17 protein-coding genes are annotated in these 21,731 nt (G+C 65.7%); 7 read left to right on the top strand and 10 right to left on the bottom strand.

Annotation, left to right across the window (positions count from 1 at the left end):
* Positions 1 to 43 precede the first annotated feature (43 nt).
* From VGI62_RS09780 to VGI62_RS09765, 4 genes are all read left to right on the top strand, one after another.
* Entirely contained in the window at positions 44 to 481 is a 438-nt protein-coding gene (locus VGI62_RS09780) for a hypothetical protein (protein ID WP_331504292.1), read from the top strand.
* A 437-nt stretch (positions 482 to 918) separates the two neighbouring features.
* Positions 919 to 1,959 (top strand): PAS domain-containing protein, encoded by a 1,041-nt coding sequence (locus VGI62_RS09775; RefSeq protein ID WP_331504291.1) that lies wholly within the window; start codon positions 919 to 921, stop codon positions 1,957 to 1,959.
* A 260-nt stretch (positions 1,960 to 2,219) separates the two neighbouring features.
* Positions 2,220 to 4,412, top strand: coding sequence for a glycogen debranching N-terminal domain-containing protein (locus VGI62_RS09770; RefSeq protein ID WP_331504290.1), 2,193 nt, complete (start codon positions 2,220 to 2,222; stop codon positions 4,410 to 4,412).
* Positions 4,409 to 4,957, top strand: coding sequence for a gluconokinase (locus tag VGI62_RS09765; protein ID WP_331504289.1), 549 nt, complete (start codon positions 4,409 to 4,411; stop codon positions 4,955 to 4,957). The genes VGI62_RS09770 and VGI62_RS09765 overlap by 4 nt, the downstream gene beginning before the upstream one ends.
* A 4-nt stretch (positions 4,958 to 4,961) precedes the next feature.
* On the opposite strand, the gene VGI62_RS09760 is transcribed toward VGI62_RS09765, so the two are convergent.
* A complete protein-coding gene (locus tag VGI62_RS09760; protein ID WP_331504288.1) occupies positions 4,962 to 5,768 on the bottom strand; it encodes a glucose 1-dehydrogenase in 807 nt (268 codons plus the stop codon).
* Between the two features lie 246 nt (positions 5,769 to 6,014).
* On the opposite strand from VGI62_RS09760, the gene VGI62_RS09755 reads away from it, so the two are divergent.
* A complete protein-coding gene (locus tag VGI62_RS09755; protein WP_331504287.1) occupies positions 6,015 to 6,710 on the top strand; it encodes a hypothetical protein in 696 nt (231 codons plus the stop codon).
* On the top strand, positions 6,685 to 7,047 hold the full coding sequence (locus tag VGI62_RS09750; RefSeq protein ID WP_331504286.1) for a hypothetical protein: 363 nt from the start codon (positions 6,685 to 6,687) through the stop codon (positions 7,045 to 7,047). The genes VGI62_RS09755 and VGI62_RS09750 overlap by 26 nt, the downstream gene beginning before the upstream one ends.
* Positions 7,048 to 7,162: 115 nt before the next feature.
* On the opposite strand, the gene VGI62_RS09745 is transcribed toward VGI62_RS09750, so the two are convergent.
* From VGI62_RS09745 to VGI62_RS09715, 7 genes are all read right to left on the bottom strand, one after another.
* Positions 7,163 to 7,762: a DUF1003 domain-containing protein gene (locus tag VGI62_RS09745; RefSeq protein WP_331504285.1), complete on the bottom strand. Its 600-nt coding sequence runs from the start codon at positions 7,760 to 7,762 to the stop codon at positions 7,163 to 7,165.
* A 5-nt stretch (positions 7,763 to 7,767) separates the two neighbouring features.
* Positions 7,768 to 8,211, bottom strand: a complete 444-nt coding sequence (locus VGI62_RS09740) for a low affinity iron permease family protein (protein WP_331504284.1) — start codon at positions 8,209 to 8,211, stop codon at positions 7,768 to 7,770.
* A gap of 95 nt (positions 8,212 to 8,306) precedes the next feature.
* Complete coding sequence (locus tag VGI62_RS09735; protein ID WP_331504283.1) at positions 8,307 to 8,456, bottom strand: lmo0937 family membrane protein; 150 nt, start codon at positions 8,454 to 8,456, stop codon at positions 8,307 to 8,309.
* Positions 8,457 to 8,555: 99 nt separating this feature from the next.
* Complete coding sequence (locus VGI62_RS09730) at positions 8,556 to 9,380, bottom strand: NAD(P)/FAD-dependent oxidoreductase (RefSeq protein WP_331504282.1); 825 nt, start codon at positions 9,378 to 9,380, stop codon at positions 8,556 to 8,558.
* 260 nt (positions 9,381 to 9,640) lie between these two features.
* Entirely contained in the window at positions 9,641 to 11,122 is a 1,482-nt protein-coding gene (locus VGI62_RS09725; protein ID WP_331504281.1) for a phospholipase D-like domain-containing protein, read from the bottom strand.
* Positions 11,123 to 11,138: 16 nt separating this feature from the next.
* Entirely contained in the window at positions 11,139 to 13,169 is a 2,031-nt protein-coding gene (locus VGI62_RS09720) for a response regulator (RefSeq protein WP_331504280.1), read from the bottom strand.
* Between the two features lie 2 nt (positions 13,170 to 13,171).
* On the bottom strand, positions 13,172 to 18,967 hold the full coding sequence (locus VGI62_RS09715) for a HAMP domain-containing protein (RefSeq protein ID WP_331504279.1): 5,796 nt from the start codon (positions 18,965 to 18,967) through the stop codon (positions 13,172 to 13,174).
* A gap of 396 nt (positions 18,968 to 19,363) precedes the next feature.
* On the opposite strand from VGI62_RS09715, the gene VGI62_RS09710 reads away from it, so the two are divergent.
* The gene (locus VGI62_RS09710; RefSeq protein ID WP_331504278.1) at positions 19,364 to 19,960 is read left to right on the top strand and encodes a hypothetical protein; all 597 of its coding nucleotides are present in this window, start codon (positions 19,364 to 19,366) and stop codon (positions 19,958 to 19,960) included.
* A gap of 87 nt (positions 19,961 to 20,047) precedes the next feature.
* Here VGI62_RS09710 and VGI62_RS09705 read toward each other — a convergent pair whose 3' ends face one another.
* Together VGI62_RS09705 and VGI62_RS09700 are read right to left on the bottom strand one after the other, a co-directional pair.
* Positions 20,048 to 20,581, bottom strand: coding sequence for an isoprenylcysteine carboxyl methyltransferase family protein (locus tag VGI62_RS09705; protein ID WP_331504277.1), 534 nt, complete (start codon positions 20,579 to 20,581; stop codon positions 20,048 to 20,050).
* Positions 20,578 to 21,624 (bottom strand): type III polyketide synthase, encoded by a 1,047-nt coding sequence (locus VGI62_RS09700; protein ID WP_331504276.1) that lies wholly within the window; start codon positions 21,622 to 21,624, stop codon positions 20,578 to 20,580. The genes VGI62_RS09705 and VGI62_RS09700 overlap by 4 nt, the downstream gene beginning before the upstream one ends.
* Positions 21,625 to 21,731 lie beyond the last annotated feature (107 nt).

The raw sequence follows: 21,731 nt of genomic DNA, 5'->3' as shown, positions 1-21,731 counted from the left end.
CGGTATCGGTCATGCCGCCCCGGCTCGGAACAACACTCCGCTGGTGACGCTCGCCGCTCAGAAGATTGGTGTCCGCCAATGTCTGCCCGCCGTCACTTCCATCGCCCAACGCGGCCTCCTGGGCGCGACCATGCAGGACATCGTTCTCAATTGGGATCATCAGGCGCCTGACGCGGGGCCATTCTTTTCTATGACCGGCATGGGGGCGGCTGTTCAACGTGCGACGCTGTCGATCACCGCCGTTCCTGTCGCTGGTGGCAGTTGCGCAGTTCTGGTCGAGCGCGTTTCCTCAGGGGCGGACAATTGCTCGATCGTCGCCACCCGTGACCTGCCGCCGATGCCCGGGGGCAAATTGATCGACGGAATTACGGTCTACCAGAACCCCAAGCAGCCCGAGGAAACCTACACGCTCGTGCAGAACCCAGGCAGTTGCATCGTCATCCGCCGGCAGGTGGTGTTCAAATGGTCCGCCGGCCAATGAGGTCGTGAGCCAATGGGCCTGAAAAGGACCTGAAAAGGAAGCGCCTCTCCAGCCTGTCTTTTGGCCCTGCATTGCCCGGGCGTTCAGATTTCTAACGATGCGCTTTGAAGGTCGAAGTCACTTTTTTTCGGCGGTCGGGCCCACGCGAGTCTGTGGCGGGCTTGGCCGATGCGGCGATCCGAACGGTCAGTCGGCTAGTCCACCTTGGACGCTGGTGTCGCCGCCTGTCTTCGAACGCGAGCTTGTCCCCGCGCGGTCCTGCTCCCATTCGCGCCAGTCGAGGCCAGCTGATGGGCGATCGAGCGCGGAGCGGCAACTTCGTTCAGCCTCAATCAACCCGTCCCCACACGACCGCGGACGCGAGGATCGGGGCATCGAAAAAAATTCCACTGAACCAAGGCGCTAGGCCCACGTTCGTCCGGCAGGAGCAAAACAATGTGACCGACGCCGTCCAGCCCTCTTCAGGCATTCCGACCCCACCCCCACGAGTTACGTCGAGGCAGGGTCTGGCGGATCGCCAGGACCTGGCGCTAATCGCCGTGCAGCGCACCCGCATGCCGATGGTGATCACCGACCCGCACCAGCGGGACAATCCGATCATCCTGGCAAACCAGGCCTTTCTGGACCTAACGGGCTATGCCCCCGCCGAGGTGGTCAACCGCAACTGCCGCTTCCTCCAAGGGCCCGAAACGGCGCCCGACGCGACAGGCCGCATCCGCGCGGCGCTTGAGGCCGAGACCGCGATCGAGCTTGAGCTCCTCAATTATCGGAAGGACGGAAGCACCTTCCTCAACCAGCTTTACGTGTGCCCGGTGCATGACGATGAGGGGCGCCTGGCCTATTTCTTCGCATCTCAGCGTGATGTCTCTGAGCGCATCCAGGTGCAGGCTCTGAAGGACGCCGAGCACCGGCTCCTGCGAGAGGTCGACCATCGGGCCATGAACGCGCTCGCCCTGGTGCAGGCGATCACCCGATTGACGAAGGCCGACACCGTCGCGGCCTACGCGGCCGCGGTCCAGGGCCGGATCTCGGCGATGGCCCGGGCCCACGCGTTGCTGGCCCTGGGAGGCTGGTCCCCAGTGTCCCTCGAGAAGGTGCTCCAACAGGAGGTGGGCGGGTTCTCTGGCGAGCGGGTGGTGTTGGCAGGTCCGCCCGTGATGATCCCCGCCAATCTGGTCCAGCCGCTGATGGTGCTGACCCATGAGATGGTCTCCAATGCTGCGACGCATGGAGCCTTGTCGGTCGCTGGCGGGATATTGTCGGTGTCCTGGGGCCAAACGCCGCCGCCCGTACGGGTCATTCTAAGGTGGCGCGAGCGGGGCCGGGCGCCGGAGGTCGACCACGCGGAAGGGTTCGGGTTGCGGATCATCCGATCGGTCCTGCGGCAGCAGCTGCGGGGCACGTTGGTGCAATCCTGGGAAGCCGATGGCCTGGTCTCCGAGATGAGCTTTCCGACCGCACTGCCTGCCGCGCAATAGGGCAGGCGCGCCTCTCGGCCGGTCGGCAAGCCTTGGAACGCCGTCGGCGGCCAACGCCTGCGACGATCTCGAAAGATGAACGTGAATCCGCCTCGGAAAAGCATCCGCGCGCGAGGATGTGGGGCCTACGTCGGATCTTTTAGGGCGCAACACCGGCAATGGCCTGCGCCGCACTTCCGCCGATACGATTCCAGCCGGGAACCTACAGTCAAGCCAGCCGCTTCGCCTAATTCCACGAACAGCTGCGCGGTCCAGTTCCCATGGCTCTCGAAATCGCGGTTGGACCGCAAAAGCTGGTGCTCAATCAGGGCTCGGTCTTCGCCGTCACCGACCAGGACGGCCAAATCAGCTGGCCGACCGACAAGGGCGTCTACTATTCCGACACCCGGATGCTCTCGAGTTGGCGGATCTACGCCGACGGCGAGCCCTGGAACCTGCTGAATTCCGGAAATATCGCCTTCTTTGCGGCCCGCATATTTCTCACCAACCGGAAGCTCGCCACCGAGACCGGTGAGGTCGCCGCGGGCTCGCTCGGCCTGACGATGGGCAGGTCCCTGGAGGGCGGGATGCACGAGGACCTGGACCTCGTGAACCACGGTCCGACCCGCGCGCAGTTCAATCTCGAGATCGCCATGCGCAGCGACTTCGCCGACCTCTTCGAGGTCAAGTCGAACGCCATCGTGCGGCGGGGACGGGTAGCCACCAGCTGGTCCAGGGCGCGCGCCACGCTGACTACGACCTACGAGAACAAGGACTTCCACCGCAGGCTGAGCGTGCAGGTGCGCAACGCCGGCTCGCCGGCAGTGTACGCCAACGGCCGCCTGAGCTTCGACATCGACCTCGCGCCAGGCGCGACTTGGCACGCCTGCCTGCTCTATGCTTTTTCGGACGGCAAGACGAAGAAACCCGCCCCTGCGGCGTGCATCCAGCACTGCCTGGAGTCGCGGTCCGCCAAGCGCCTGGCCGACTGGCAGGCCAAGGCCCTCACCATCAGCACCAGTAATCAGGAGTTCTACCGTTTCTACCGCCAGTCCATTGAGGATATGGGGGCCCTGCGGTTGCCGCTCGAGGGCACCGACCATCTGGAGTTCGTCCCAGCGGCCGGCATTCCATGGTTCGTCGGCCTCTTTGGCCGCGATAGCCTGATCGTCTCGCTCCAGAACGCGATGGTCTACCCCGACTTCCCCCGGGGCTCCCTCGAGGTGTTGGGGCGCCTGCAGGCCCGCAGGCGGGACGACTTCCGCGACGCCGAGCCCGGCAAGATCATGCATGAACTGCGGACCGGCGAGCTCGCCCACTTCAAGTTGATCCCGCACACGCCCTATTACGGCACCGCCGACGCAACACCGCTCTACCTGATCGTGCTGCATAACGCCTGGCGATCCACCGGCGACGCCGATCTTCTGACCCGGCACATGGCGACCGCCGAGCGGTGCCTCGATTGGATCGATAAATATGGCGATCGCGACGGCGACGGGTTCCAAGAATACCAGACACGATCAGCGGCCGGCTACGAGAACCAGGGCTGGAAGGATTCCGGCGAGGCCCTGGTCTATCCGGACGGCTCCCTGGTGAAGGGGCCCAAGGCGCTCTGCGAGCTTCAGGGCTATGTCTACGATGCTTGGCGGCGGATGGCGGAGATTTACGAAGCCCTCGGAAAGCGACAGCGAGCGGCGGCGCTGCGGACGAAAGCCGCCACGCTGTTTCGGAAGTTTAACGAAGAATTCTGGGACGAGGCGTCCGGCTTTTATGCCTTCGCACTGGACGGCGACAAGAAGCCGGTGCTGAGCGTGGCGTCCAACCCCGGGCACTGCCTGTGGTCCGGCATCGTGCCGCGCGAGCGCGCCGCACGGGTCGTGAAGCGGTTGATGGCGGACGACATATGGAGCGGATGGGGCGCCCGGACGCTGTCGTCAAAGCATCCGGCGTTTAATCCCCACTCCTATCAAAACGGCTCGGTCTGGCCGCACGATAATGGGCTGATCGCTTTGGGCTTCCGGCGCTACGGATTTGCCGAAGAAGCGGCCATGATCGCGCGCGACGTCAGTCGGGCGGCGGGATACTTCGAGCAGCACCGGATGCCGGAGCTCTATGCCGGGCTGCAGCGCGACCCGACTAACTTCCCGGTGCAGTATCTGGGCGCCAACGTGCCCCAGGCCTGGGCGGCGGGCTCCTGCTTCTGGCTGCTGCAGGCCATGCTTGGCTTCCAGCCTGATGCGCCGGCTGGAATGGTCTATCTGGATCCAGCCCTGCCGGCATGGATGCCGGCCCTGGAGTTGACGAACCTCCAGGTCGGTCGCCGCAGCTTCGACATCCGCTTCGTTCGCCAGGGCGACGGCAAGACCGCGTGGGAAGTGCGGCGAGGTGACCGTGACGCGGTTTCCCAGCGTGCCATCGCCACCTATAGCGGGGAAGACTCCATCAACGCAGATCCTGCCTCGCCGCCCGCATGACCGCCCCCAAACCACTCCTGCCCGCGCCGACGATCGTAGTGATGATGGGCGTCTCCGGAACGGGCAAGACCACGGTCGGCAAGGCGCTCGCCAAACGGCTGGGCTGGACGTTCCAGGATGGAGACGACTTCCATCCACAAGCCAACGTCGCCAAGATGAGCTCCGGGCGGCCGCTCGACGACGCCGACAGGGCCCCATGGCTGGCCAGGATCGGAGCCTGGATTTCCGATCAGCTTGCCGCGCGCCGATCCGGCGTGATCGCCTGTTCGGCGCTGAAGCGGACCTACCGCAGGGATCTGAGCGCGGGCCGTCCCGAGGTGATCGTCGTTTTTCTCAAAGGCAGCGAGCCGCTCATCGCCGCGCGGCTTGAACGGCGGCGCGGTCATTTCATGCCGGCCGGCCTTCTCGCCAGCCAGTTCGCCGCGTTGGAGCCGCCCACGCCTGACGAGGAGCCGATCGTCGTGGACATCGACCAACCGGTCGCCGCCCAGGTCAAAGACATCGTCGCGGGCCTGGCTCAGCGCGGGCGCATCGAGGGAAGCTAAGCGGTCAGCCGCCGTGGGCGAAGTTTGAATAGAGGCTCATGCCGCCATCCACGAACAGCGTCGCGCCCACGACATAGTCGGCAGCGTCAGAGGCCAGCCAGACCGCGGCGTCGGCGACATCCTGGGGCTGACCGATACGTCCGTAGGGGATGAGCTTGAGGAGTCTGCGTCGCGCGGCGGGGGTGCCCCAGGCCGCTTGGTTGATCGATGTCTGTATTGCCCCGGGTGCGATGGCGTTGACCCGGATCTTCTCGGGGGCCAGCTCCTGAGCCATGGTCTCCATCAGCATCTTCACCCCGCCCTTGGCGGCGGCGTAGTTGGCGTGGCCTGCCCAGGGTATCTCCTGATGGACTGAGCTGGTGAACAGGACCTTCCCCAGCGCCTTTGACCGTGATGGATCGAGACCCTGGCGGCGAAACCGGCGCACGGCTTCCTGTGCGCACAGGAAGGCCCCGGTCAGGTCCACGTCGAGCGCGGCGCGCCACTCCTCCAGCGTTATTTCCGTGAAGGCGGCGTCTTTCTGGATCCCGGCGTTGGCCACAAGGATGTCGACACCGCCGAAATGCTGAGTGGCGGCGTCGAAGATGGCCTTGATGTCGGCCGGGCGCGAGACGTCACCCTCGGCTTCGGCGGCGCGCCCACCTCTTTCGATGATCTGACGGACGACCGCTGCGGCCTCGTGCGCCTGTCCATGATGGTTCACTAACACCGCCGCGCCAGCCTCGGCGAAGCCCGCGGCCATGCCCGCTCCTATGCCGGAACTCGCACCCGTGATGAGCACGCGTTGGTTGGCAAGGGGCGTTCCAGTCATGGCGATCCTAACTACCTTGCGGGACCGACGTTCCGGAGCGGCGCAGCGGGTCTGGCCGTCCCCAACTCAACATGGGCGTCAAAACCTTGGTCTCGGGGGCGGGCCTCGGAGGCGCGGACAGCGTCTGGAGCCCTCCAGCCGAAGCCTTGAAGGAGGCGGCTGGAACCTGCTCACCCCCCGTTCGTTGCCACCGCGCCCAGTCGCCGAGCTCTGACGGAGTTAGCGGTGGGTCCGGAGGACAGTGTCATGGACACCACACTTATCGTCGTTCTTGCCGTCGTGGTGCTGGCCATCGCCGCAGCCACGTTGATGCTGCTCCGGCAGCGGCGATCACAGGGGCTGCGCAGCCGCTACGGCGCCGAATACATCGCCACCGTCGACGAGACGGGCGACCGCCGGAAGGCGGAGGCCGAGCTCAAGGCCCGCGAAAAGCGGGTGGAAAAGTTCGACATCAGGCCGCTGGACGCTGGCGAAGTGCGACGCTTCTCCGAGCGCTGGCGCGATGTGCAAGCTGAATTCGTGGATAGCCCCGGCGCAGCCATCACAAGCGCCGACGAATTGTTGGCCGAGGTCATGAGCGCCAGGGGTTATCCGATGAGCGAGTTCGAGCAACGGGCGGCCGACCTCTCGGTGGATCACCCGAAGCTCGTCAGCGACTATCGGGTGGCGCACGAAGTGGCAGGCATGCACGCCCGTAACGAGGCCGGCACCGAGGACATGCGCCGGGCCTTCATCCATTACCGCGATCTCTTCGAGGACCTGCTTGGCCTTTCGATCGGGCCGCGAAGCACCGATGAACCCCGAACATTCGTATCAAAGGAGCCTGACGATGAGCGAGCCGCGCGAGTTCGAGACGAGGACGACGGACGCCGAGCTGACCACCGAGCAACTCGCCAACGCCGGGAAGACGCGCGAGATGGTCGGCGAGCCCCGCGCATTTGACGACGACGACGACGACGAGCCGGGCGCCGAGGCAGAGCGGGTCGAGCGCGGCGGCGAAGAGCCCAGGGCCCAGCGCTTGTTCGCCGACGACGAGACAGTCGATCTGCGCCGCTCCTGGGACGAGATCCAGGTTGCCTTTGTTGACGAACCGCGCCGCTCGGTGGAACAGGCCGATCACCTGGTCGCCGCCACGATGAAGCGGCTGGCTGAGATCTTCGCTCAGGAACGCCAAGGGCTGGAAAGTCAATGGGATCGCGGTGACGACGTGTCGACAGAGGACCTGCGCGTCGCCCTGCAGCGCTACCGCGCGTTCTTTACTCGACTGCTTGCGGTCTGACGTTTCCGACGAGCTTCGTCGCGCAGGTCGATCGTACGGCGTTTGCGACCTCGCCGCCGCGCGCCGACGGCCCGCCTATTGGGGCAGCCGTCCGCCGTTAGACATGTGCGGACGCTCAGGGATCTTCGCGCTTGGTCCGAACCGCGGTCTGCTCATCGATAGCCGCAAGCACCGCCTTGGGGTCGGCCGGCGTCGCCAGGTCGTCGGTTTCGTGGTCGATGCGGTCTGCGACGTCCGGGTGATCGCGGCGGAGTTCCTCCAAAAGCGAGATGATTTTCGAACTCTTTCGGTCGGCAAGCAGGGCAAGTTCGAGGATGAGTTGCGCTCGACGGTCCGCGAGCTGATCCTCCCGTCGCTGGGTGACGAGGATCAGCACCGAGACGACCAGGGCCGCAAGCGTGCCGAACAGTTCGAGCCAACCGAAGGCCGGCTTGTCAATGCCGCCTCCGGTCTTGGCGGCGGCGTAGGCGGCCCAGCAGGCGATCCCAGAGAGCAACACTATGACGACGATCGGGCGGCCCAACTTTTCCGTCAGCCAATCGATGGACTGTTGAAGTCTCGAGGCCTCCCGGTAATGAGCCAGGTGAAACTCGGCCAAGCTGTCGACCGTGTCGGCGACCGACGCGCCCAGCGGAGACTCGCTGGGCGGCGGTTCGCGTTTCCCAGACTTCGGGCCTCTCGGCGGCTTATGGCCGCGCGGGGAAGGGAACGGCATGACCGCTAGCTCCGTGCGCGTCTGCCGGGCGTCGAGAGCGGCTTCGATTTCAAAGCCCGCGCCTCGCGTTCTGAAGCTGCCCTGTCCAGCAACCGCTGGGTTGCTCTCGACATTCGCTGGCACTTGTCGTGGAGGCGATCCAGTTCGCGGTCGGTCAGCTTCTCGATCCCCATGAACTCGTCTTCGGCGTCTGAGGCGCGGATGAGCTCGTCGAGCTTGGTCTGAATAGCCGCCCCGTCGCGGTTCTGGGTGTTCTGGATCAGGAACACCATCAGGAAGGTGACGATCGTGGTCCCGGTGTTGATGACGAGCTGCCACGTCTCCGAGAACTTGAACAGCGGCCCGGTGGCGGCCCAGATCAGGACCGAAGCGACACAAAGGAGGAAAGCGACCGGGCTGCCGGTTATTCGGGCGGTCGCGGTGGCGAACCTGGCGAAAAGCTTGTCCATCTGGCGCCTCCGGCCGCGCCGAGGCGCCACGGCCATGATTTTTTCAGAACCCCCGGAACGCTCGCCTCGGGCCGCGTCGCGCGCAGTTGAAGGCCTCAAGGTGTGCGACGGGCCCTGACGAAATGCATGACAACCAGCACGAGTGCGATGAGTAGAATGACGTGGATGGCGGCGGTTGTGACGTGGAACGCGAGGAATCCGAGTAACCACAGTGCGACCAACACGACGGCGATTATGAGAAGCATTTTCTTGGGTCCTTTGTTCTCGCCATCGGGCGGCTGACATCCAGCACCGAGCCCAATGCATCTGCTGAAGCTAGGGTTCCGGCCACGCACGGCAGGCCGCTAAACTTTCACGCCCCGAAGACGATTGTGGATGGCCGTCGCCGCAATGGCGGCCTCGCCCGCGGCCACGGCGATCTGGTTCAATCCGCGAACCACATCACCCGCTGCGAAGAGGCCGTCCACCGAGGTCATCTGGTGGCCATCGACGACTAGGTTCCCAGACGCGTCACAGCGGGCACCGCAAGCTGCAGCGAGGGCCGACTGTGGCTCGCAGCCGAGGGCGAGATAGAGCCGGTCAAAGGTCTTTTGCGCGCCGTCGGCGCTGGTCCACTTGACCGCGGCCTGTGTGAATTCCAGGTCGCCAGCCTGCTCGGCGATCAAGGTCACCTCGTCGGAGTATGTCCTCAGGAAGGCTGCCTCCCGCTCGGCATTGCCGCCATTGCCGAGGACGGCGATCCGCTCGCCGATCGCCTCATAGGCGTCGCAGATCGGGCACATGCGGACCACGCTGCGACGCACGGCGGCCTCAAGGCCAGGCAGGTTGGGCACGCGATCCACGACGCCGGTGGCCATCAGCACAGCTGAGGCTTCGATGCCGGCCGGGCCGGACACCTTGAAAACCGCGCCTACGCGCGCGAGCTCCTCGGCCCGCGCCTCGAGCATCTCCACGCCGAACTGAGCGGCCTGTTCGGTAAGGCGCTCCAGGAATTCCGGCCCACCCACGCCATCGGGGAAGCCTGGCGTGTTATGGCTTTCTGGAATCCAACTCGCGCGGGAGCGGCCTGCGCCCAGCACCAGAACGCGCCTCCGAAACCGTCCGAGATAGATCGCCGCCGTCAGACCCGCAGGCCCGGCGCCAACGACCACCGCGTCATAGGAGCCCATGAGCAACCCGCCTTGGCCAGAGCCCGTTCCCCGTCGCCCCGCTGGCGCGGCGCCTTAGGTCGAAGCCTAGCGCATCGCGCAGGGCCGTTGAGCAGGACGCCTGCGGGCGCTTGGATGTGGCCATCTTGCGGTGTTCCGTTGAAAGGCGAGGAAAGACCCCCTGACTGCAACGCAGGCCAGCAGGTTTTGTGCGAGCAAAGCCCCGGATAATTTGCGGCCCCACCTTCGGATCCGCGCTCGGACCGACGTCGATCAGCGCCTTAGGCCGCCACCGCCGCGATCGCCTTTCGGCTCGTCCTGGTGTCGGCGGCTGCGGCCTTGCGCCGCTTCCACGGACGCCACGCGTCTTCAGGTCCGACAGGATCGCCGAGGTGGTAGGCGGCGATGAAGGCCGCCAACGGTCCGAGCGGCTTCGGAGTGAGCGGGCGAAGCCGGCAGTAGCCGCCCTCCCGAAGGATTTCCAACGCGGCGCCCACGGTGCCGGCCCCGCGGATCGCCTCCTCCATCGAAGGGGCAGGACAGCCCAGCCAATGGGCGAGCAGTTTGTTTCGAAGCCGGATGATCTCCGCGCGATTGGCCGATCCGCTAAGGCCGGCGGCTTCAAGCGACAGGTCGCATTCGGTGTCGAACCCAAGCGAGCGGTTGTTGATGTTGGCCGAGCCAATCCGCAGCAGGGTGTCGTCGACGATGGTCAGTTTCGCATGCACGATGATCGTGCGTCCCAGCGTGGTCACCGGGCTGTAGGCCCGCAGGCGGCCATGCTTGTCCGCTGTCGTCAGTGTCTGAAGAAACGTCAGCCGTGTTCGGTCCATGGTGAGCTGGTCGAAATAGCTGGGTGAGTGCTCCGTGGAGATCAGGATGACCTCTGGCCCGCCTCGCTCACGAAGCCGGTTGGCCAGTTCGGCGGCGATCAGCGGCGAGGTGAAATACTGGTTCTCCATGTAGATGCAGGCCTTCGCCGCGCGGATCGCGGCGATGTGCAGGTCCTCGTTCTCGCGCACCTGAGGATAGTCGCGCCAGGCCGCGCCGGTGCGTGAGACGCCGGCGTCGATGTCGGCGAAGGCTGGCGCGATTTTGCCGGGCCACCGGGGGCGTCGGACCGGCGGGCAGGCATTCAGGGACTCGCCCGTCGCGCGCAGCCAGCGTGATCGGAAGAGCTCGCCCAGCGCGCTCGCAGCCGCGCCCTCCACGAGCCCCATCACCTCATGGCGGCTGTCGAAGTCCTTGTTGTCGCGGCGGGTCTTCTCGCGCCGCGGGTTGTCGTCGAGGTGCTCAGGGGTGTCCCACCGATCTGGCCCGATGTCCCCGCCGCCGCAGAAGGCGAGCGCGTCGTCGATCACGATCATCTTCTGGTGGTGGCACGCGCCCGCCGGAAGCTTGCCGTCGAGGACGAACTTCACGTTCGTGCCTGCGAATACCCTTCGGTCCATCAGGGGAAAGAAGTGCTGGGTCGCGGCGACCGGCATCGCCGACTTCCAGCACAGCACACGCACATCCAGGTTCGGCTTCCTTGATAGCGCGATCAGGAAGTTGCCGATGCGATCGGATTCCTTGCCCGTGCAGTTGGGGCCCGGATGGAAGAACGTCTGCGGTTCGAAGGCCCAGTTGAGCAGATGGACTGAGTGTTTGGCCCGGCCCATCGCCTCCATGGCGGCGTCGAAATAGGCTTCCATGTCGATGAGCAATGCGGCGCGCGAGGCCTTCTCGCACTTCCAGCAGGTCGTTCCCGGTTGCAGCAGCAAACGAGGCCTCCGCGTCTCAGGCCCAGGCCGGGCGTAGCGTCCGCGGCGAGGCCAGGGGTGCGTCCAGGATTTCGCGCAGCCGGACGGCGAGAGTGTCGCGCTGGTAGGGTTTGGCGACCAGGGGGAAGTCGTGCGGCTCCGTGGCGATGTCGTCTCCCAGATAGCCGGACGTGAGCAGCAGGCGTAGCCGAGGCCGCAGGTGCTGGGCGCGGCGCGCGAGTTCGATGCCGTTCATGCCGCCGGGCATCACCACATCGGAGAACAGCAGATCGTAGGGCTGTTCGCCGCTCAGCAGCTCCAGGGCGGCCTGCGCGTTCGTTGTGGTCGCGCAGGCGTAGCCGAGCTCAGTCAACATATCGACGCAGAGGGTGAGAACCTCCGGATCATCCTCCACGATGAGGATTCGTTCGCCGCCGCCCCGAAGCGTGTGAGGCGGGATGGGGGCGGGGCGAACTGCCGCCGGCGCGTCGGTGAGCGGCAGGAAGAGTTCGAAGACCGCTCCCTCGCCGGCGGCGGAGATCACGTTGACCCGTCCGCCGGACTGGCTGACGAACCCATAGACCTGCGACAGTCCAAGGCCCGAGCCCTTGCCCACGTCCTTGGTCGTGAAGAAGGGTTCGAAGATCCGGCGGGCGACCTCCGCGCTCATCCCCTGGCCAGTGTCGCCGACCGCGAGCCTGACCTCGGCCGGCCGGCCCCTGGCGCTCGGAGCCGGCGCGGCGCTGATGGTCAGCCGTCCCACCTTGCCCATTGCGTCGCGCGCATTGACGGCAAGGTTTAGGAGCGCGGCCTCGAGCTGTGCCGGATCGACATTGACCCGCGCTGAGGGTTCGGCCAGGTCGAGCTCGATCGTGACGCCGTCCCCGACTGCCTGCTGGACCAGCGGCGTGAAGGCGCCGACCAGTGCGTTGATCTCGATGACCGTGGGCTCCAGCTGCTGCTGGCGGGAGAAGGCCAGCAGTTGGCCGGTCAAGGTCTGGCCCCGCTCGGCGGCGAAGCGGATCGCCGAGAGTTGGCGCTGCAACTGCGCATCGTCCCCGGCCCGGCGCAGCAGGATGTCTGCGTTCCCCAGCACCACGGTCAGCAGGTTGTTGAAGTCGTGGGCCACCCCTCCGGTGAGCTGGCCGACCGCTTCCATTTTTCGCGCCTGGGCGAGTTGTTCCTCAAGTGAACGCCTGTCGGTGGCGTCGAGCAGGGTGCCGAAAACCTCCCGCTCCTCGGTGCTCGAGTCCGGGTCGAGCACGCCCTGGTCCAGGAACACCCGATAGGTCCCGTCGCGGCAACGCCAGCGATACTCGCAGCTGTAGGCGCCGGTCTGCCTTGCGTGCTCGATGGACTGCTCCACCAGGGCGCGGTCTTCAGGGTGGACCCGCGAAAAGCCGAACGCGGCCTTCCTTGTGAAGGCCGATGCCGCGAAGCCGGTGAGTTGCTCGACGCCGTCGCTTACAAAAAGCGCCCGGTAAGGCGGCTTAGAGGAGCGGGCGTGAAAGACGATAGGAAGGGATTGCAGGATCACCTCCTGACGTCGGCGGCTTTGCCTCAGCGCCGCCTCGGCGGCGTCCTTCTCGGCGCTGACCCGGGCGTTCTCGGCCAGCAACCGGCGGCCTTCGTCCACTTGGCGGCGCACTTCGAGTGTCTTCAGGTGCAGGTCCACCAGGATCGAGACCTTCGAGCGCAAGATGAAGGGATCCGCGGGCTTGAACACCACATCGACCGCCCCGACGGTATAGGCTTGGAAGATATGCGCCTCGTCGCGGAAGACCGCAGTGACGAAAAGGATCGGCGTATCGCGTGTCCGCGGATGTTCCCGGATCAGCCGGGCGGCCTCGTAGCCGTCCATGCCGGGCATATGCAGATCCATCAGGATCACCGCGAAGTCTTCGCCGAGCAGGGTGCGGAGCGCCTCTGGGCCGGAGCGAGCGATGACCAGTTCATGGCCAAGCGACTCCAGCGCCTCGCGCGCGGCGAAGGCGTTCCGCTCGTCGTCGTCGACGATCAGAATCTTTGCCCTCAGGCCCGGACGGGGCAAGACGGTGCTCAACGTCATGGCTAGGCGGCGCCAGCCGGCAGGGCGGGTTCGGGGTGTTCCGTCATCCGCGCCGCGTCCGTCCGTTGCAGCGAGACCCGCATGACCGAGATCAGGTGATCGATGTCCACGGGCTTGGAGACATAGTCCGAGGCGCCGGCCTGGATGCACTTTAGGCGATCGCCTTTCATCGCCTTGGCGGTGACCGCGATGATCGGCAGGTCAGCGAAGCGGGGGACGGAGCGGATCTCGCGCATGGTCTCATAGCCGTCCATGTCCGGCATCATGATGTCGACCAGCACGATATCGACGTCCGGTTGCTGGCGAAGCAGGTCGAGGCCGGCACGGCCGCTTTCGGCGTAGCGCAAGTCCACTCCGAACTCCTCGAGCACGCTGGCCATGGAGAAGATGTTGCGGATGTCGTCATCGATCACCAGGGCGGTGCGGCCGCGAAGGATGGTGTCGTGCTTGCAGGCCGCCGCCAGGCTGAGGCGGATCGCCTCCGGCAGCTGATCGGTGGGCTCGGGGCGGAGCAGGGTGGCTTGCTCCAACAGCTGGTCCGGCGTCCGCGCCAGGCGCGCGTGGCCGCGGAAAACCGCCGTTCGCAGGCGCCGTTCGTCGGCCGCACTGATCTCGCCGGGCGCGTAGAGCACCGCGATCACCGAGCCTGTCTTCAGGAACTCAACCAGCACCGGGATGGGCGCCGCCGAGGTTTCGATGATCAGGCAGTCACCAATCTGGGGCGCGGTCTTGGCGAGCGCCTTCAGGGTCGCCACCCGGGTGACCTCGCCGAAGTTGGCCTTCAGGGTCGCGGCGACCGAGCCTTCCGACCCCAGCAGCAGCACCCGCCTTTCGGCGCCGGCAGAGAGCCTGCGGACCTGATCGAGGCTCGAGGCGACGCCCTCGCGGTCGACCGGCTTGGCGGTGACTCCGAAGGCTCCGATGGCGACGCCGAGCCCGGCCTGGTCGTCGGCGGAAATCACGTGGACCGGGATGTGGCGGGTGTCCGGCATGCGCTTGAGGAGGTCGAGCAGGGCCAGGCCGTCCATATCCGGCAGGCCGATGTCGAGCATGATCGCCTGCGGCGAGAAGCGGCGCGCCAACCCGGGCGCGGCGGCGCCGTCGCGGGTGATGACGCCCTTGAAGCCGGCGTCGCGCACGAGCGACAAGAGGATGCCCGCGAACCGCGGATCGTCCTCGACGATAAGGATCACCGCCTCCCCGGGAGAGAGCTGCTCGCGGTCGTCGGGCACGAACGCAAGGACGGTGTCCTCGGGCTCTGCTGCGAGCGCGCGCACCGTGATGGCGCGACCAGGGTGGCCCACCTGTGGCGTCGGGCTGAAGTTGAGGGGCAGGTAGAGGGTGAACGTGCTGCCGCGACCGAGTTCGCTTTCCACCTTCAGCTCGCCGCCCAGGGTGCGGGTGATCTCGCGGCTGATCGACAGGCCAAGCCCGGTGCCGCCGTACTTGCGGCTGGTCGTGCCGTCCGCCTGTTGGAACGCCTCGAATATGATCCGCTGCTTGTCCTCGGGGATGCCGATGCCGCTGTCCTCGACGGAGAATGCCAGGACCTGACCTGCGTTGTTCAGGTGCTCGTTGGCCGGCGTCCAGCCGCCTTCGACCCGATCGATCTTGAACCGCACGGCGCCCGAGGCGGTGAATTTGAAGGCGTTGGACAGCAGGTTCTTGATGATCTGCAGCAGGCGCTTGTCGTCGGTGTACATGGACGGCGGCAGGGTCTCGCCGACCTCGATCGCGAACTCCAGTTTCTTGTCCTGGGCGATCTGAGCGAAGGTTCGGTTCATCTGCTCACGCAGCGAAGCGAATGACGTCTCCCCGATATCGAGGGTGACTGTGCCGGACTCGATCTTTGAGAGGTCGAGGATGTCGTTGATAAGGCCGAGCAGGTCGGAGCCGGCAGCATGGATATTCTTGGCGAACTCGACCTGTTTCGAAGAGAGATTTCCCTGGGTGTTCTCACTGAGCATCTTTGAGAGGATCAGCAAGCTGTTGAGCGGCGTGCGCAGCTCATGGCTCATGTTGGCCAGGAATTCCGACTTGTATTTCGAGGTCAGCGCCAACTGCTCGGCCTTCTCCTCCAACGCCAGCTTGGCCTGTTCGACCTCACGGTTTTTGGCCTCCACCTGAGTGTTCTGCGCCGATAGCAGGACGGCCTTCTCCTCAAGCTCGGCGTTGGTCTGTTGCAGCTCCTCCTGCTTGGCGCGAAGCAATTCCTCCGACTGCCGGAGCGACGCCGCCTGCTGCTCCAGGGTGCCGTTGGTGGCGGTCAGCTCCTCTTGGCGCGCCTGCAGCTCCGACGTCAGCAGCTGCGACTGCTTGAGGAGGTCCTCGGTCCGCATGTTGGCGGCGATGGTGTTGAGCACGATGCCGATGGATTCCATCAGCTGGCTCAGGAAGGATTGGTGGGTCTCGGAAAACTCCCCGAAGGTCGCCAGCTCGATGACGGCCTTCACGTCGCCCTCGAACAACGCCGGCAGGACAATGATGTTGAGCGGCGCGGCGGACCCCAGGCCCGAGCTCACCCGTACATAGCCCCTTGGGACATTGGTGAGCAGGATGCGCTCCTTCTCCTTGGCGCATTGCCCGATCAGGCTCTGGCCGAAACGCACCCGCGAGGCGAGGTTCTCAGGCGCGGCGGCGGCGTAGGCAGCTGCAAGCGTGAGGACCGGTTCGTCGCCCTCGTCACGGTCGGCGACGTAGAAGACGGCGTGCTGCGCGTTGACCAGGGGCGCCAACTCGGAGAGCACCATGTTCGACACGGTCGCCTGGTCGCGCTCGCCCTGCAGCATGCGTGTGAAGCGGGCCAGATTGGTCTTCAACCAGTCCTGCTCGGTGTTCTTCAGCGTCTGATCCTTCAGGTTGCGGATCATCTCGTTGATGTTGTCCTTGAGCGCCGCCACCTCGCCGGACGCCTCGACAGTGATCGAACGAGTAAGCTCGCCCTTGGTCACCGCCGTCGACACTTCGGCGATGGCGCGCACCTGGGTGGTCAGGTTGCCGGCCAGCTGGTTGACGTTGTCGGTGAGGTCGCGCCACAGGCCAGCCGCGCCGGGCACGCGGGCCTGGCCGCCGAGCTTGCCTTCGATCCCCACCTCGCGGGCGACGTTCGTCACCTGGTCGGCGAAGACCGCGAGGGTCTCGATCATGCCGTTGATGGTGTCGGCGAGGGAGGCGATCTCGCCTTTGGCGTCGACGGTCAGCTTGCGCTTCAAGTCGCCATTTGCGACGGCGGTCACCACGTCGGCGATACCGCGCACCTGGCCGGTGAGGTTGGCGGCCATGAAGTTCACATTATCGGTCAGGTCCTTCCAGGTGCCGCCGACGCCCTCCACCCGGGCTTGCCCTCCGAGCTTGCCCTCCGTCCCCACTTCCTTGGCGACCCGGGTCACCTCCGAGGCGAAGGCGTTCAGCTGATCGACCATGGTGTTGATGGTGTTCTTCAACTCGAGGATTTCGCCCTTCACATCGACGGTGATCTTCTTGGAAAGGTCGCCGCGCGCCACGGCGGTAGTGACCTCGGCGATGTTGCGCACCTGGCCGGTCAGGTTGCCGGCCATGAAGTTCACGTTGTCGGTGAGGTCCTTCCAGGTGCCGGCTACGCCGCGGACATTCGCCTGCCCGCCGAGCTTGCCTTCCGTGCCCACCTCACGGGCGACGCGGGTGACTTCCGAGGCGAAGGCGTTCAACTGGTCGACCATGGTGTTGATCGTCGATTTCAGCTCGAGAATCTCGCCCTTCACATCGACCGTGATCTTCTTGGAGAGGTCGCCGTTGGCCACGGCTGTGGTGACCTCGGCGATGTTGCGCACCTGGCCCGTTAGGTTGTCGGCCATCAGGTTCACGTTGTCGGTGAGGTCCTTCCAGGTGCCGGTGACGCCTTCCACCCTGGCCTGGCCGCCCAGCTTGCCTTCGGTGCCGACTTCCCTGGCGACGCGGGTGACTTCCGAGGCGAAGGCGTTCAGCTGATCGACCATGGTGTTGATGGTCGACTTGAGCTCCAAAATCTCCCCTTTCACATCGACGGTAATCTTCTTGGAGAGGTCGCCGTTTGCCACGGCGGTGGTGACCTCGGCGATGTTGCGCACCTGACCCGTCAGGTTGTCGGCCATGAAGTTGACGTTCTCGGTGAGGTCCTTCCAGGCTCCGCCGACGCCCTTGACGTTCGCCTGGCCGCCGAGCTTGCCGTCCGTTCCGACCTCGCGCGCCACCCGCGACACTTCTGAGGCGAAGGAGTTCAGCTGATCGACCATCACGTTGATGGTCGATTTCAGCTCCAGGATCTCGCCCTTCACATCGACGGTGATCTTTTTGGAGAGATCGCCGTTGGCCACGGCGGTGGTCACCTCGGCGATATTGCGGACCTGGCCCGTCAAGTTGTCGGCCATCAGGTTGACGTTGTCGGTGAGGTCCTTCCAGGCCCCGGTGACCCCGCCCACCTTGGCCTGGCCTCCAAGCTTGCCATCCGTGCCCACTTCCTTGGCCACCCGGGTCACCTCGGAGGCGAAGGCGTTCAGCTGGTCCACCATGGTGTTGATGGTGTTCTTCAACTCCAGCACCTCGCCGCGCACGTCGACGGTGATCTTCTTGGAGAGGTCGCCCTTGGCGACCGCGGTGGTGACTTCGGCGATATTGCGGACCTGGCCCGTCAGGTTGTCGGCCATCAGGTTGACGTTGTCGGTAAGGTCCTTCCAAGTGCCGCCGACGCCTTCCACCCGAGCTTGGCCGCCCAACTTGCCTTCCGTTCCCACCTCGCGCGCCACCCGGGTCACTTCCGAGGCGAAGGCGTTCAGCTGATCGACCATGGTGTTGATGGTGTTCTTCAGCTCGAGGATCTCGCCTTTCACATCGACGGTGATCTTTTTGGAGAGGTCGCCCTTGGCCACGGCCGTGGTGACCTCGGCGATGTTGCGCACCTGGCCGGTCAGATTGGCGGCCATGAAGTTCACGTTGTCGGTGAGGTCCTTCCAGGTGCCGGCGACGCCCTTCACGTTGGCCTGACCGCCAAGCTTGCCTTCGGTGCCGACCTCGCGCGCCATGCGTGTGACCTCGGAGGCGAAGGAGTTCAGCTGGTCCACCATGGTGTTGATGGTGTCCTTCAGCTCCAGGACCTCGCCTTTGACGTCCACGGTGATCTTGCGGCTGAGGTCGCCGTTGGCCACGGCCGTGGTGACCTCGGCGATGTTGCGCACCTGGCCGGTGAGGTTGGCGGCCATGAAGTTCACGTTGTCAGTGAGGTCCTTCCACGTGCCGGCCACGCCGCGGACATTCGCCTGTCCGCCGAGCTTGCCCTCCGTGCCCACCTCGCGCGCCACGCGGGTGACTTCCGAGGCGAACGACCCCAGCTGTCCGACCATCGTGTTGACGACCTTGCCGATGCGCAGGAATTCGCCGCGCAGGGGCTGTTCTTCGTTCTCAAGGTCCATGGTCTGGCTGAGGTCGCCCTTGGCGACTGCGCCGATCACCCGCGCCATCTCGGCGGTTGGGTGCACCATGTCGGCGATCAAGGTGTTTACCGCATCGACGCTCGCCGCCCAGGAGCCGGTCGCCGCTGGAACCTTCGCGCGCCGGTTGATTTTGCCCTGGCGGCCAACGACCTCGCCAAGCCGGCTGAACTCCTGGCTCATCCGGTCGTTGAGTTCGACCACGTCGTTGAACGCCTCGGCAAGATCGCCGTCGAGTCCCGTCAGGTCACCGGGCAGGCGTACCGAGAAATCCCCCCGCCGGAAGGCTCGCAGGACCGAGAGCAGTTGGCGGTTGTCGAGTTTGGAGGAGGGGCGGGGAGCCATGGCCTGGGACATGCGACGCTCACGAATCTGGGCCGGGGCCCGGGCTGGGATCAGGTGAGCTGGAGATTGCCGCGAGGGGCTGATCGGCTTGCAGATGCTGATCCGCCGATGCCCCCGCCAACAGCCCTTCTAGCTCTACCATAGCAACGCCGTGGGCCGCCGCGCGTTCCGCGCAACCGCGTTTTTCGGTCGGGCGCGATTGGCGCCCCCCGTCCCGGAACAGGCCGCGCCGCGCCGCGTTCGAGTGGCCCATGCGGCGTGCGGCCTATCGCTTTGCGCCGCCATCCCGAACCGGTCAGGAAGGTCCATGCGTTCGATACTCCTCATGTTCCTCGGCGTGCCCGTGCCCATCATTCTCCTGCTGGCGTTCTGCACGCACCACTTCTGATCCAGCCGCGGGAAAGCCCAATGGACCAAGACCCATCGATGCGTCTGCCGGGAGACGAACCGCAGTCGGCCGTCTCGTGGCCCGCGGTCTTCGCCGGCGCCGTGGCGGCTTTGGCGCTGTCGTTCCTGCTCGTCGCCCTTTTGGCCGGCTTTGGCTTGGCGATCGCGCCGCCATGGCCCGGCGCCCGGCCCGCGCTCATCGGTTTCACCCCGCTGCTCGGCTCCTCGATGATCGCGGTGCAGGTGCTCTCGAGCGCTCTCGGCGGCTATCTGGCGGGCCGCTTGCGGACCAAGTGGCTCAACGTCCACACTCACGAGGTCCACTTTCGCGATACCGCCCACGGATTGTTGGTATGGGCGGTCAGTACGCTTGCGGGGGCAGGCGTTACATTGGTCCTGGCGTCACCAGCGGAGATCATCAGTGCGGGGATGAGCGTCGAGCCGGCCGTCCCACTCGATGCCGCACGCCAGGCAAGCATCCTCGCTCAGTTCTCACTGTTCATGGCGCTCGGCCTACTGCTCGGGGCCTTTGTTGCTTGCGTGGCCGCCGCGATCGGCGGGCTTCGTCGGGACGAAATGCACGCCTCGTTTTGGCGCGAACATGCCTCGCGCCCCTAGCGGGTTCTGAAAGGATGGCCGCCGGATTGCCGCTACGTCCGGGCAGTGTCCTTCGCGCGCGGGACGCAAAATCCTCGTGCCGAAGTCTTATGCCTGGGCAACGCGATCAGGCCGGCGCTTGAGCGGTTGCGACGCAGCCTCCGCCAGGGCCTTTTCTTCCGTTCGAATACGCAGCCAGAGCATGGCGGCGTTGAGCAGCGAGAAGGCGACAGCGTAGCCTGTCAGGCCGAAGACCAGCGGCAAGACGGCGATCTCGCCCGCAACAACGATGTAATTCGGATGCGGCAGGAACCGGTACGGCCCCTTGCGCACCAGGAGCTCGCCCGGAACGACGATGATCCGCGTGGTCCAGCGGTCAGCCATGGAGGCGAGGACCCACGTGCGAAGTATTTCCAGCGCCGCATAGATCGCGACCCAGGCGAGGTTCGCCGGGCGGTCCGAGGCCAGGAGCCAGAGCCCGGCAAGCCAGGCGGCATGCAGGCCGACCAGCATTGGATAGTGCTTCGCGCCCCGTTCGATCCCACCGCGGGCCAGTAGCCGTCGCGTGTTGCGTCTGGCGAAGACCAGTTCAGCGAGCCGCTGCGCCGTCACCAGGGCCAGGATGACGACGGACACAATCATGCGGCGGCGAGGGTCACGGTGCTGGCGGTGAATCCCGGGCCCATAGCGGTCAGCACGGAGCGGTTGGGCAGGCCTTGGCGGCGCGCGCGGTCGAGTACGAAAAGCACAGTCGGCGAGGACATGTTGCCGTGGTCGGCCAGCACCTCGCGCTCATAGTCCAAGGTCCCCTGGCCGAGACCGAAGGCCGTTTCGATAGCCTCAATCACCCTCATGCCGCCGGGATGGCAGATGAAGCGGTCGACCTCCTCGATCGCCAGGCCCTGGCTGGCCAGCATCTCCTCCATCGCCGGCCGGATCTTTTTGCGGATGAACGGCGGCAGGGCGGGGGCCAGGACGACGCCAAGGCCTGACGTCTCGACGCGCCAGCCCATGATGTCCAAGGTGTTGGGCCAGGTGTGTTCGGCGTAGCCGGTCACGGCAGCAAAGCCTTGCGAGCCGGTCGAGAGCATGCAGGCCGCCGCGCCGTCGGAAAAGATCGCCGCCGAGACGATATCGGCCTTGGTCACGGCCTCCAGGCGAAAGGCCATGGAGCAGAGTTCCACGCAGACCAGCAGAACCTTGCAGCCGGGTTGCGCCGCGGCCAGTCGGACCGCCAGCGCCATGCCCGTGGCCCCGCCGGCGCAGCCGATCCCGAAAACCGGCACGCGCGCAGCGTTGGGCCGGAAGCCCATCCGGTCCATCGCGCGAGCCTCGAGGCTGGGCGTCGATATCCCGGTGGTGGATACCGTGACGATGATGTCGACTTCGCCGCCAGTAAGGTGCGCTTCCGCCAGCGAGCGCTCAGCTGCCTGGCAGAAGAGATCCAGCGCAACCTCGTCATAGACCGAGCTCCGCTCGGCCCAGGTGCGCGTCTGCGTGTACCACTCGGCGGGCTTGGCCACTTGGCGTGCGTGCACCCCGGCGTTCTTGAAGACCGGGACCATGTGCTCGAACTGGGGGAAGAGAACGCCATAGACCTCGTTCGCCGCCTCCAGGACTTCGTCCTGATAGAGATTGTGCGGTGGGGTCGCCGTCGCGAGCGATAGCAGATGTACTAAGGGCATGGAGGTTCCGCAGGCGTCCCGCCAGACAAACCCCTGCCTTGCGCCCTGGTTCCGTCGTCTAGGCACGCCGCCATCCAAGCGAGCGGTCGCCACGCGGTGGCTCAACC

This window comes from Phenylobacterium sp. (assembly GCF_036495085.1).
Classification (GTDB): Bacteria; Pseudomonadota; Alphaproteobacteria; order Caulobacterales; family Caulobacteraceae; genus Phenylobacterium.
This window is presented reverse-complemented; position numbering and strand designations above follow the sequence as displayed.